Below are 12,427 nucleotides of genomic sequence, written 5' to 3'. Positions count from 1 at the left end.
GTTCCACTATGAGTGCTCTTTCAAAGGAAGGGTCCGTGGTCGCTCCAGCCAGGCTCCTTCGCCATCGGGAACGATTTCGACCACATCGACTTGTGAGCCGCTGATGGCGACGATCCGTCCATCGTTGCGCCCCAGGTAATCGCCGACTTTCAGCCGATGCACACCGCCCGCTCCACGCAACAGTGCATAGGCGCCAGTGGCATTGGAGATCGTGCCGACCATCTCAAACTGCTCGATGTTGAACCCTTCGAGGTATTGCTTGATTCGGTTGAGGTCGGGGAAGACATTGTGTGAACCGCGTTTCTGGCCGGCCAGGTCCACTCTGATCTGTCGGGAAAACGGGCTTCGCAGGTTGGCGGCGCTGTAGGTGAACGTTGGGTAAGACCGAAACGTCGGCGTTGGTTCAATTTTGCCCGGGGCACGCAGGCGCATTTCGTTCATGTAGGCATGCAGGTCGCCGACATCGGAGCCATTGCCACACGCAGTCAGGCTGGCGAACAACAACATCGTCGATACACAACGGACCGGGCTCATTCTTGCACCCCGGTGTCGTTGTAGCGGTAGGTCTTGGCGAGGATGCTCATACGCAGTTTCGGACCACCTTCAGGATTGGCCGGTGCAAGGTCGAAATCATGCAGCGTCACGATCCTGGGTAGCCCGGCGACGCCGCTGACGAAGGTCGCCAGGTCATGGTAGGCGCCGGTTACCGTGATCTGGATCGGCAGTTCGATGTAGAACGGCCGGGTGACTTCCGGCAGCAGTTTGATCTCCTCGAACTCCAGACCGCTGCCGAGGCCCGTGCGGGTAATATCCTCCAGCAGTCCGGGGACTTCGGTGTCGCTGGGCAACTGCCGCAGAAGCTCGCCAAAGGAGACCTCCATTTCCTTCAGTTGCTGGGTGTACAGCTCCAGATTCGCTGCCATGCGGGCTTTGGTCGCGAATTGCTCCTTGAGGGCCGACTCTTCCTCGCGCCTCAATTCGAGCTGATCTTCCAGATCATTGAGGTAAAAGGCGTACCCGAGCGCCAACACCAGCACCATCAGCAGAACACCCGCCAGCGCCTTGATCGCCGGCGGCCAGGAACCCATGTTATTGGTGTCCAGTTCGTTGATATCGACATTGCGCAGCCCTTCTAACCATCGCGACGGGCTCATTGCTCGACCCCCACGACAGCGGGCTGCGCCAGACGAACGGTCAGTTGAAAGACATTGGCCTGATCCAGCTGACCGGCCGTCGTGGCTTTGACCTCCGTAAGACTCGGGGCATCGAACCAGTCGGATGCAGCCAGGTTGCGCATCAGGTCCGACACACGATTGTTGGACTCCGCAGCACCATTGATGGACAGGGTTTTACCAACCATTTTCACTTCAGTGAAATACACCCCGTCCGGCAACGTACGCGCCAATTGATCGAAGATCCGACCACTGATCGGTCGATTGCCTTGCAAGTCCTGAATGATGCGCATGCGTTCGACCAACTGCTGGCGACGGGTCTTCAGATCATTGATCTCTGCGATGCGCTCATCGACCACTGCAATCTGTTTGGCGATGTAATCATTTCGGACAACCTGCCGATCGATGGCGCCGCCAATGAGCTGATCCACGACCAGTACCGCCCCTACGGAGCACAGCAGCACGCCGACCAACGCCACCAGAAAGCGCTTGCGGCGTTCTTCCCGCCGTTCCTCACGCCAGGGTAAAAGATTGATCTTCGCCATCAGTCGAAACTCCTGAGGGCGAGCCCGCACGCGATCATCAGCGCTGGTGCATCACTGGCCAGGGCGTCGGCGTTGACCTTGCTGCTCAAGGCCATGTTGGAGAACGGGTTGGCCACCAGAGTGGGCGTGCCCAGGCGTTGCTCGATCAACCGGTCAAGCCCCGACACCGACGCTGTGCCACCGGCCAGCAGGATGTGATCGACCGTGTTGTACTGGCCAGCGGCAAAGAAGAACTGCAACGAACGTGAAACCTGTTGCACCAGCGCCTCACAAAACGGTTGCAAGACTTCGCTGGCATAGTCCTCCGGCAAACCGCCCTGCTTCTTCGCCAGCCCCGCCTGTTCGACCGTCAGGCCATAACGGCGCTGAATATCCTCGGTCAGTTGCCGACCGCCGAACAATTGCTCGCGGGTATAGATAATCTTCCCGTTGTGCAGCACGCTGAGGGTGGTCATGGTCGCGCCGATGTCCACCACCGCGACCGTCAGTCGCTCGTTAGAGACGGCCAGTTGCGTTGATATCAACCCGAAGGAACGCTCCAGCGCATAGGCCTCGACATCAACCACGCGCGCAGTCAGGCCGGCCAAGGCCAGGGCCGCTTCACGGACCTCGACGTTTTCCTTGCGGCAGGCCGCCAGCAGCACCGTAACCCGCTCGGGGTTACGCGCGGACACACCCTGGACTTCGAAGTCGATGGCGACTTCATCCAACGGATAGGGGATGTACTGATCGGCCTCGATCTTCAGATGATTTTCCATCTCGTCGTCGGAAAGTCCGCCGTCCATCTCGATGGTCTTGGTGATCACCGCCGAGCCGGCCACCGCCACCGCCACGTGCTTGAGACGGGTTCTGGCCTTGAGCAGCGCACGAGAGAGCGCATGCCCGACACCCTCAAGCTCGGCGATGTTTTTTTCGACCACGGCATTGGCGGGTAACGGCTCTACCGCGTATCCCTCGACCCGATAGCGGCCGCCCCGAAGGCTCAATTCCAGAAGCTTTACCGACGTGGAACTGATATCGATCCCCAACAGTGTGTTGGCTTTTTTATTGAAGAGTCCTGGCACAACCAATTCCCTATGACTTTCCGTGTCTTACGGACTCTGTAATATCCGTTGCGTTCATTACCTCCCGTCTTGACAGAAGCGCCCATGACGCTCCCTGCGGAAAAATGCTTATAATGCCCAGCGTTTTTTTCCGGTTTTTACTTCAAGCGCGGGCCGTTCCCTGTTTATCTGAACCCTGATGCCTCATTCATTCTTTGCCCTGGATGTCCAAAAGCCTTGATCCGTCTGCTGAAATTTTTCGGTTGGTCCATCGTCGCCGTTTTCTGCGGACTGCTCCTGGGTCTAAGCGGCGCCTTTCTCTACCTTAGCCCCGGATTACCCTCCGTGGAGGCGCTGAGAAGCATCCAGTTGCAGATTCCTTTGCGGGTGTACAGCAGCGATGACAAGTTGATCGCAGAGTTTGGCGAAATGCGCCGCACTCCGATCCGTTTCGCCGACATTCCCCCCAATTTCATTAATGCGTTACTAAGTGCTGAAGACGACAATTTCGCCAACCACTATGGCGTTGATCCCAGCAGCCTGATGCGCGCCGCCACCCAATTGGTCAAAAGCGGACACATTCAGTCCGGTGGCAGCACCATCACCATGCAGGTGGCAAAGAACTTCTTCCTGACCAGCGAACGCAGCTTCTCGCGCAAAACCACCGAAATTCTCCTGGCCTTGCAGATCGAACGGCAACTGACCAAGGACGAGATCCTTGAGCTGTACGTCAACAAAATCTACCTGGGCAACCGAGCCTACGGCATCGAGGCGGCGGCGCAGGTCTATTACGGCAAATCGATTCGTGATGTCAGCCTGGCCCAAATGGCGATGATCGCCGGCTTGCCAAAAGCCCCGTCGCGCTTCAATCCGCTGGCCAACCCGGCCCGCAGCAAAGAGCGTCGCGACTGGATTCTGGGGCGCATGTACAAGCTGGGGAAAATTACCGAAGCCGAGTACACCACAGCGATCAACGAGCCGCTGAACGCCAGCTATCACGTGCCGACTCCCGAAGTGAATGCGCCGTACATCGCCGAAATGGCCCGGGCTGAGATGGTCGGCCGCTACGGCAGCGATGCCTACACGGAAGGCTTTCGCGTGACCACGACCGTGCCGAGCAATCTGCAGGAAATGGCCAACACCGCCGTTCACGATGGCTTGATCACGTACGACCAGCGCCATGGCTATCGCGGCCCCGAGTCGCGCCTGCCGGGCAAGACCCGTGAAGCCTGGACAACCGAGTTGACCAAGCAACGCACCATAAACGGCCTTGAACCCGCCATTGTCACTCAGGTCGACAAAAACGGGCTGCAAGTGATGACCCGCACCGGTGAAGGACACGTCAGCTGGGACAGCATGAAGTGGGCGCGCCCGTTCCTGAACACCAACAGCATGGGGCCCAATCCGAAGCAACCGTCGGATGTGGCTCAGGTCGGTGACTTGATTCGCGTGCAGCGTCAGCCGGACAACACGCTGAAATTCAGCCAGATCCCGCAGGCGCAAGGCGCACTGGTTTCACTGGATCCGCAGAACGGCGCCATTCGTGCGCTGGTCGGCGGTTTTGCCTTCGAACAGAGCAACTACAACCGCGCGATGCAGGCCAAGCGTCAGCCAGGTTCGAGCTTCAAACCGTTCGTCTACAGCGCCGCGCTAGATAGTGGCTACACGGCCTCCAGCCTGGTGAACGACGCACCGATCGTGTTCGTCGACGAATACCTGGACAAGGTCTGGCGCCCGAAGAATGACACCAACACCTTCCTCGGCCCGATTCGCCTGCGTGAGGCGCTGTACAAGTCGCGTAACCTGGTGTCGATCCGCTTGCTGCAAGCGATGGGCGTTGGCAAGACCATCGATTACATCAGCCGCTTCGGCTTCAACAAGCAGGACCTGCCGCCCAACCTGTCGCTGGCACTGGGCACCGCAACCCTGACACCAATGGAGATCGCCACCGGCTGGAGCACCTTCGCCAACGGTGGCTACAAGATCACCCCGTACATCATCGACAAGATCGAAAGCCGCAAAGGCGACACGCTGTTCGTCGCCAACCCGCCAAGTGTTCCCCAAGGCGACGTAGCAACCAACGGTATTGCTGCACCGGTTGCACAGCCCTTTACGGTCAATGCGACCCCGACCGAGGCACCCGCGATGCCGGGCATTGCACCGCCGACACCCGCCGTCGCCGAGCGCATCGTCGATGGCCGCACGACCTACATCCTCAACAGCATGCTGGAGGATGTGATCAAGCTCGGTACCGGCCGTCGTGCACTGGCCCTGGGACGAGGTGACATCGCGGGCAAGACCGGTACGACCAACGAATCCAAGGATGCGTGGTTCTCCGGGTATAACGCCGACTACGTGACCACCGTCTGGACCGGTTTCGACCAACCGGAAAGCCTGGGCCGCAAGGAGTTCGGCGGCACCGTCGCGCTGCCGATCTGGATGAACTACATGGCTGCGGCCCTTAAAGACAAGCCACCGCATACGCAGCCAGAGCCCGAAGGCATCCTGAGCCTGCGGGTCGATCCAATCAGTGGTCGTGCCGCCAGCCCAGGCACGCCAGGCGCGTACTTCGAACTGTTCAAGGCCGAAGACACGCCACCGTCGGGGGACGAGCTGGGTAACGGCAGTGCGCCGGGCAGCCCACTACCGGCAGATGAAGCGGCGCCGATCGATTTGTTCTAGAGAGGCAGCTACAAGCTTCAAGCCACAAGCAGAAGCAACAGCCGTACGCATCGCCTTTAACTTGCAGCTTGTAGCTTGCCACTTTAAGCCCATAAAAAAACCCAGCACCAGGCTGGGTTTTTTTATGGGCGACTGCTTTTATCCGTTAAACACGTCATCCACGCTTTTCAGCGGGTAGTTCTTCGGATACGGCAGGGTTGCCACGCCGGTCTCGATAGCAGCCTTGGCCACGGCATCGGAGATCAGGGTGATCAGGCGGGCATCCATTGGTTTCGGAATGATGTACTCACGGCCGAATTCCAGCTTGATGCCGCCGTAGGCGTCGCACACTTCCTGAGGCACTGGCAGTTTGGCCAGTTCACGCAGGGCGTTGGCCGCTGCCACTTTCATTTCTTCGTTGATGCGCTTGGCGCGAACGTCCAGGGCGCCGCGGAAGATGAACGGGAAGCCGAGCACGTTGTTGACCTGGTTCGGGTAGTCCGAACGGCCGGTCGCCATGATCACGTCGTCGCGGGTGGCGTGAGCCAGCTCCGGGGAAATTTCCGGATCCGGGTTGGAGCACGCGAATACGATCGGGTTGGCCGCCATGGACTTCAGGCCTTCAGCGCTCAGCAGGTTCGGACCGGACAGGCCAACGAACACGTCAGCACCCGCCAGTGCGTCAGCCAGGGTGCGCTTGTCGGTCGCGTGAGCGAAGACAGCCTTGTACTGGTTCAGGTCATCACGGCCGGAGTGGATCACACCGGTACGGTCAACCATGAAGATGTTTTCGATGTTGGCGCCCATGCTCACCAGCAATTTCATGCAGGAGATGGCGGCCGCACCGGCGCCCAGGCAGACGATCTTGGCGTCAGCCAGAGTTTTGCCGGCGATTTCCAGGGCGTTGATCATGCCGGCCGCGGTTACGATGGCGGTGCCGTGCTGATCATCGTGGAATACCGGAATGTCGCACTGCTCGATCAGAGCGCGTTCGATCTCAAAGCACTCAGGCGCCTTGATGTCTTCCAGGTTGATGCCACCGAAGGTGATGGAGATGCGCTTGACGGTGTCGATGAAGGCTTGCGGGCTTTCGGAATCGACTTCGATGTCGAAAACGTCGATGCCGGCGAAGCGCTTGAACAGCACGCCTTTACCTTCCATCACAGGCTTGGACGCCAATGGGCCGAGGTTACCCAGGCCGAGAATCGCGGTGCCATCGGAAATGACTGCCACCAGGTTGCCCTTACCGGTGTATTTGTAGGCCAGCTCAGGATCGCGGGCGATTTCGCGTACTGGTTCGGCTACGCCGGGGCTGTAGGCCAGCGACAAGTCGCGGGCGGTAGCGGTGGCCTTGGTGAGCTCGACACTCAGCTTCCCTGGACGAGGATGGGCGTGGTATTCGAGAGCGGCAGTTTTCAGATCAGACATTTTGGCATTCCGCTTTTACTGTTGGACAGACTGGTCAGCGAGGATACGCGCCTCGCAAAATCCCCACAAGACTGACCAGTCACCCCTGTCAAGCGCCCTACCCTACGACTTTGGCTCAGGAGCCACGGAACACAAGGGGCGGACTGTTCACAATCAATAGCAAAAATGTCTACAATTTTTTTCTTATTGCGTGGCTTGCAGCATCGACGGATCGGTAAGCGGCAGGAGCCAACGTGCCTGCCCGGATTTCAATCCGCCGTGACGCGAGCGGTCCAACACCCAGCCACGCGCCTCAATCTGCTTGCCCTTGAGCTTTTCCAGCGCAGAGGCATCGAATTGCCCGAGCACATTGGGTGCAACGCGCAATACAACCGAATCCTGCAACTCGATCCAAAGCCCACCGCGATTGCGCTGAACATTGCTCACACGACCGCTGAGCACGGCGAAACCGGAAGCGTTGATCTGCTCCGCTTTCAGCACAGGGGATTGGCGCCACACGCCAAGACCGGCCTCCCGGGCACTGCGTTCGGCGACTTGCTGGCAACTGACCAAATCGACATTGGGCGCGACCGCCACCTGAAACCCCAAGCCTTCGGCAAGCATCTGCGCTTCGAGGTTGGCACCGTCAGTGCCATAGACATGAGCCAGCGTACGGCCGTAGCGATCTTTGCCTTCTTTACCCGGGAGTAAACCGACGTGCCCGTCGCTGGCCGCCACCAGTGCTTCAAGACGCTGGCGCGCGACCACGGCAAACGGCTCGTCGGAACGGCCCTGTTTGGCCAATTCCGGCGTGTTCAAACCAATCATGCGCACACTGCGGCCATCGCTCAGGCGCAAGGTGTCGCCATCCACCACCCGCTGCACCGTGACCGATGTCAGACCGCTCGGCGCCGGGCAAAATGCCTGGGCGCCGGTCAGCCAAATCGCGGACACAAAAAAGGCGCCCGCAAGGGACGCCTTTTTCAACAGCAAGGAAAAGCCCATCGGGCCCTTCAACCTTACTCTGCAGCAGCTGGAGCTTTCTTGCCGAAAGCGCCGAAACGGTCTGCGAAGCGCTGTACACGACCGCCAGTATCCAGAGTCTTCTGCTTACCGGTGTAGAACGGGTGGCACTCGTTGCATACGTCGATCGCCAGAGGCTTGGCCAGGTTCGAACGAGTTTCGAACTTGTTGCCACAGCTGCAGGTAACTGCGGTGATTTCGTATGTTGGATGGATATCGGCTTTCATGATGATTCCTCAGGCTAGCGTGCCGCCACTCAACACTATTGTTGAATACCGCACGTAATTAGGCCGCGGATTCTACCAGACATTGCCAATCACGCAAGCTGTCGCTGAGACCGACCGTCTGCTAGGCTCCGGCCCTTCTTCACCGCCCGCCCAAAGAGAATTCCCCGCGTGCCCGACGCCATTTTGCGCCTCGCCCTGCCTTCGCCCCTGCGCCGCCTGTTCGATTACCGTGCCCCGGCCGGGATCCTGCGCGCCCAGTTGCAACCGGGCATGCGCCTGCGGGTGCCGTTCGGCCGACGAGAGATGATCGGGATTCTGGTGGAAGTCACCGATACCAGCGAAGTGCCGGTGGAAAAGCTCAAACCCGCGCTGGCCCTGCTCGACGCCACACCGCCGCTGCCACCGGCGCTGTTCAAGCTGTGCCTGTGGACGTCCCAGTATTACCAGCACAGCCTTGGCGATACCTTGAGTTGGGCACTGCCAGTGTTGCTGCGTCAGGGCGAACTGGCCGAAGCGCGCCAGGAACGTTTCTGGTCTGCCGCGCCGGGCGCCAGCCTGGATGATCCGCGCATTGCCCGGGCACCACGCCAGCGCGAAGCATTGGCGACACTGGCCCAGCATCCCCACGGCGTTGCTCATCAATTGCTGAGCAAACTGATGCTGAGCAAAGACAGCCTGGATTTGTTGCTGGCCAAAGACCTGGTCCAGGTAGAAATCCGCAAGCACGCCCCCGGCGCGCGCCACGAACACTGGCTGGCGCAACCGGAATTGCCACTCAACCCGGAGCAGCGCGCGGCGTATGAAGCCATCCGCGCAGGTTTCGACAGCTATCACGCGTTTTTGCTGGCCGGCGTCACCGGCAGCGGCAAGACCGAAGTCTATTTACAGCTGATCCGCGAAACCCTTGAGGCCGGCAAACAGGCATTGGTGCTGATCCCGGAGATCAACCTCGGCCCGCAAACCCTGGCGCGCTTCGAACAGCGCTTCAATGCGCGCATCGCTTTGATTCACTCGGCGGTCAATGATCGCGAACGCCTCGAAGCCTGGCTAGCGGCCCGGGACGGTGACGCCGACATTATTATCGGCACCCGCTCGGCGCTGTTCACGCCGATGAAAAACCCCGGCCTGATCATCATCGATGAAGAGCATGACGGCTCCTATAAACAGCAGGAAGGTTTGCGCTACCACGCCCGCGACCTGGCATTGGTTCGCGCCCGACAAGAAAACATCCCGATTGTCCTCGGCTCCGCCACGCCTTCACTGGAAAGCCTGCACAACGCCTACACCGGCCGGTACGGTCTCCTGCGACTGAACGAACGGGCCGGCGGGGCCAAGCAACCACGTTTCCTGCGCCTGGATGTAAAAAGCCGGCCGCTGGACAGCGGCATTTCCGGGCCGATGCAGCAAGCCATCGGTCAGACACTGGCCGCAGGCCAACAAGTACTAGTCTTCCTCAACCGTCGCGGCTTTGCGCCGACGTTGCTGTGTCACGACTGCGGCTGGATGTCCGAGTGCCAGCGCTGCGATGCGCGGATGACCGTGCACCAGCGCTCCGGCGAGCTGCGCTGCCACCATTGTGGCTACGTCGAACGCGTGCCCCGGCGTTGCCCGAAATGCAGCAAGGTCGACTTGCGGCCCGTGGGCGCTGGCACCGAGCGCGCCGAGGAACGCCTGGCGATTTTATTCCCGGACTTTCCGGTGCTGCGGGTCGACCGTGACAGCACGTCGCGCAAGGACGCGATGAATCAGCTGTTCGCCACCATACAAAAGGGTCAACCGTGCATTTTGGTGGGCACGCAAATGCTTGCCAAAGGGCATCACTTCCCACGGGTGACGCTGGTGTCGATTCTCGACGCCGACGGCGGGCTGTTCTCCGGCGACTTCCGCGCCAGCGAGCGCATGGCGCAGTTGATTGTTCAGGTCGCCGGACGCGCCGGGCGAGCGGAAGAGCCGGGCAAAGTGATCATCCAGACGCACCTGGCGGACCATCCGCTGCTGGTGCAACTGACCGAGCAAGGGTATTTCGCCTTTGCCGAGCAGGCGTTGAGCGAACGCCGTTCCGCCGGGTTGCCGCCTTTCGCCCATTTGGCGCTGCTACGGGCCGAAGCACACAAGCCGGGACAGGCCGAAGGGTTTCTTGACGAAGCGTGCAGCGAAGCCGAGCGTTTGCTGGCCGAACAGGGCCTGGCCGGAATCGAGCTGCTGGGGCCGGTGCCCGCGCCGATGGAGCGCCGCGCCGGACGTTATCGTGCACAGTTGTTGTTGCAGGCAACGGCACGGGCGCCACTGCATCGGTTGTTGAGCAGTTGGTTGCTGGTGCTGGAGCAGATGCCGAGCGGACGAGCGGTGCGGTGGTCCCTTGATGTCGATCCTGTCGATTTATATTGAATTCAAGATCGCTATCGCTAGCAGGCTAGCTCCCACAGGGAGTCTGTGGCGTTCATCCGATCAGGGGGGGGAACGAGCCTGCTCGCGAAGGCGGCTAAATGTTCACCACATATCCATAACCTGCCCGCTATAGTTGGCAAGCCCGTCTTCGCCACGGATAATGCCCAGTTTTTCCACCAGCGCATCGAAGCGCGTACCGCGCTTGCGGTCGAAAGAGACCAACATGAAAGACACCATTCGCCAGCTGATCCAACAAGCCATCACCCAACTCGTCAACGAAGGTGTGTTGCCTGAAGGCCTGTCGCCGGCGATCCAGGTGGAAAACTCCCGCGACAAGAAGAACGGCGACTTCGCCAGCAACATCGCCATGATGCTGGCCAAACCGGCCGGCATGAAGCCCCGTGACCTGGCCGAAAAAATCATCGCCGCGCTGCCGGCTGATGAAAACGTCAGCAAAACCGAAATCGCCGGCCCGGGCTTCCTGAACTTCTTCCAGAACACCGAGGCCCTGGCCACTCGCCTGGATGCCGCGCTGGCCGACGAAAAAATCGGCGTACGCAAGGCCGGCCCACTGCAACGCACTGTGGTCGACCTGTCGGCACCGAACCTCGCCAAAGAAATGCACGTCGGCCATTTGCGCTCGACCATCATTGGTGACGGTGTTGCGCGGGTTCTGGAGTTCCTCGGTGATGAGGTGATTCGTCAGAACCACGTGGGCGACTGGGGCACCCAGTTCGGCATGCTGATGGCCTATCTGCAAGAAAACCCGATCACCAGCGACGAACTGTCGGACCTGGAAAACTTCTACCGTGCGGCCAAGCAGCGCTTCGACGAATCCGAAGAGTTCGCCGACCGCGCCCGTGGCCTGGTGGTCAAACTGCAAGCCGGTGACCCGGACTGCCTGGCGCTGTGGACCAAATTCAAAGACATTTCCCTGTCTCACTGCCAGAAAATCTACGAACTGCTGAACGTCAAACTGACCATGGCCGACGTGATGGGCGAAAGTGCCTACAACGACGACCTGATCAATGTGGTCAACGACCTCAAGGCCGCCGGCATGCTGGTCGAGAGCAATGGCGCCCAGTGCGTGTTCCTCGACGAATTCAAGAACGCCGACGGCGACCCGCTGCCAGTGATCATCGTCAAGGCTGACGGCGGCTACCTCTACGCCACCACCGACCTGGCGGCCGTGCGTTATCGCAGCGGCAAGCTCAAGGCTGATCGCGCGTTGTACTTCGTCGACCAGCGTCAGGCCCTGCACTTCCAGCAAGTGTTCGCCGTGGCACGCAAGGCCGGTTTCGTGACGCACCCGATGGAAATGGAACACATGGGCTTCGGCACCATGAACGGTAAAGATGGCCGTCCATTCAAAACCCGCGATGGCGGCACCGTGAAGCTGATCGAGTTGCTGACCGAAGCCCAGGAACGCGCCTACACCCTGGTGAAGGACAAGAACCCGGAGCTGGCCGATGACGAGCTGCGCAACATCGCCAAGGTGGTGGGCATTGGAGCGGTCAAATACGCCGACCTGTCCAAGCACCGCACCAGCGACTACAGCTTCAATTTCGACCTGATGCTGAACTTCGAAGGCAACACCGCACCATACTTGCTGTACGCCTACACTCGCGTCGCCGGCGTATTCCGCAAACTGGGCAAGGATTTCACCGAAGTCGAAGGCCAGATCGTGCTGGAAGCGGCCCATGAACACGAGCTGGCCGCCAAACTGGCGCAGTTCGGCGAAATACTGAACAACGTGTCTGACAAAGGCACGCCGCACATCCTCTGCACCTACCTGTACGATGTGGCCGGCCTGTTCTCCAGTTTCTACGAGAACTGCCCGATCCTCAGCGCCGACACCCCGGCGCAAATGCAGAGCCGTCTGCGCCTCGCCGCGCTGACCGGCCGCACTCTCAAGCAAGGCCTGGAACTCTTGGGTCTGGAAACTCTGGAGCGTATGTAAG

11 protein-coding genes are annotated in these 12,427 nt (G+C 60.0%); 3 read left to right on the top strand and 8 right to left on the bottom strand.

Translation table 11 applies throughout. The annotated features are described in order from the left end of the window. Positions 1 to 6 precede the first annotated feature (6 nt). From J2Y56_RS04655 to J2Y56_RS04640, 4 genes are read right to left on the bottom strand one after another with little or no spacing between them, the layout of a single operon-like run. Positions 7 to 534 carry a pilus assembly protein PilP gene (locus tag J2Y56_RS04655; RefSeq protein ID WP_007948942.1) on the bottom strand — a complete coding sequence of 176 codons (528 nt, stop codon included), beginning with the start codon at positions 532 to 534 and terminating at the stop codon, positions 7 to 9. Next, the gene (gene pilO, locus J2Y56_RS04650) at positions 531 to 1,154 is read right to left on the bottom strand and encodes a type 4a pilus biogenesis protein PilO (RefSeq protein ID WP_310348904.1); all 624 of its coding nucleotides are present in this window, start codon (positions 1,152 to 1,154) and stop codon (positions 531 to 533) included. Before pilO ends, J2Y56_RS04655 begins: the two co-directional genes overlap by 4 nt. Continuing rightward, positions 1,151 to 1,717, bottom strand: coding sequence for a PilN domain-containing protein (locus J2Y56_RS04645; protein WP_007948944.1), 567 nt, complete (start codon positions 1,715 to 1,717; stop codon positions 1,151 to 1,153). Before J2Y56_RS04645 ends, pilO begins: the two co-directional genes overlap by 4 nt. Continuing rightward, positions 1,717 to 2,781 carry a pilus assembly protein PilM gene (locus J2Y56_RS04640; protein ID WP_007948945.1) on the bottom strand — a complete coding sequence of 355 codons (1,065 nt, stop codon included), beginning with the start codon at positions 2,779 to 2,781 and terminating at the stop codon, positions 1,717 to 1,719. The genes J2Y56_RS04645 and J2Y56_RS04640 overlap by 1 nt, the downstream gene beginning before the upstream one ends. A gap of 219 nt (positions 2,782 to 3,000) precedes the next feature. Here J2Y56_RS04640 and J2Y56_RS04635 point away from each other — a divergent pair, with 219 nt between their 5' ends. Continuing rightward, entirely contained in the window at positions 3,001 to 5,442 is a 2,442-nt protein-coding gene (locus J2Y56_RS04635) for a penicillin-binding protein 1A (RefSeq protein ID WP_405046842.1), read from the top strand. Positions 5,443 to 5,580: 138 nt separating this feature from the next. On the opposite strand, the gene J2Y56_RS04630 is transcribed toward J2Y56_RS04635, so the two are convergent. The 3 genes from J2Y56_RS04630 to rpmE form a co-directional block, all read right to left on the bottom strand. After that, the gene (locus J2Y56_RS04630; RefSeq protein WP_007948947.1) at positions 5,581 to 6,849 is read right to left on the bottom strand and encodes a malic enzyme-like NAD(P)-binding protein; all 1,269 of its coding nucleotides are present in this window, start codon (positions 6,847 to 6,849) and stop codon (positions 5,581 to 5,583) included. Between the two features lie 183 nt (positions 6,850 to 7,032). Next, entirely contained in the window at positions 7,033 to 7,833 is an 801-nt protein-coding gene (locus J2Y56_RS04625) for a thermonuclease family protein (protein ID WP_310335900.1), read from the bottom strand. A gap of 14 nt (positions 7,834 to 7,847) precedes the next feature. After that, positions 7,848 to 8,078 carry a 50S ribosomal protein L31 gene (gene rpmE, locus J2Y56_RS04620; RefSeq protein ID WP_007899231.1) on the bottom strand — a complete coding sequence of 77 codons (231 nt, stop codon included), beginning with the start codon at positions 8,076 to 8,078 and terminating at the stop codon, positions 7,848 to 7,850. Positions 8,079 to 8,246: 168 nt separating this feature from the next. Between rpmE and J2Y56_RS04615 the strand changes: the two genes are divergently transcribed. After that, positions 8,247 to 10,466, top strand: a complete 2,220-nt coding sequence (locus tag J2Y56_RS04615) for a primosomal protein N' (protein WP_150778913.1) — start codon at positions 8,247 to 8,249, stop codon at positions 10,464 to 10,466. Positions 10,467 to 10,568: 102 nt separating this feature from the next. Here J2Y56_RS04615 and J2Y56_RS04610 read toward each other — a convergent pair whose 3' ends face one another. Further along, on the bottom strand, positions 10,569 to 10,691 hold the full coding sequence (locus tag J2Y56_RS04610; protein ID WP_274517765.1) for a hypothetical protein: 123 nt from the start codon (positions 10,689 to 10,691) through the stop codon (positions 10,569 to 10,571). On the opposite strand from J2Y56_RS04610, the gene argS reads away from it, so the two are divergent. Continuing rightward, a complete protein-coding gene (argS, locus tag J2Y56_RS04605; protein WP_310348897.1) occupies positions 10,690 to 12,426 on the top strand; it encodes an arginine--tRNA ligase in 1,737 nt (578 codons plus the stop codon). The two genes, J2Y56_RS04610 and argS, sit on opposite strands and share 2 nt — an antisense overlap. The last annotated feature ends 1 nt before the right edge of the window (position 12,427 follow it).

Source organism: Pseudomonas sp. BE134, from assembly GCF_031456105.1.
Lineage (GTDB): Bacteria > Pseudomonadota > Gammaproteobacteria > Pseudomonadales > Pseudomonadaceae > Aquipseudomonas.
Note: the sequence above shows the minus strand (reverse complement) of the source record. Positions and strands in the feature narration are given on the sequence as shown.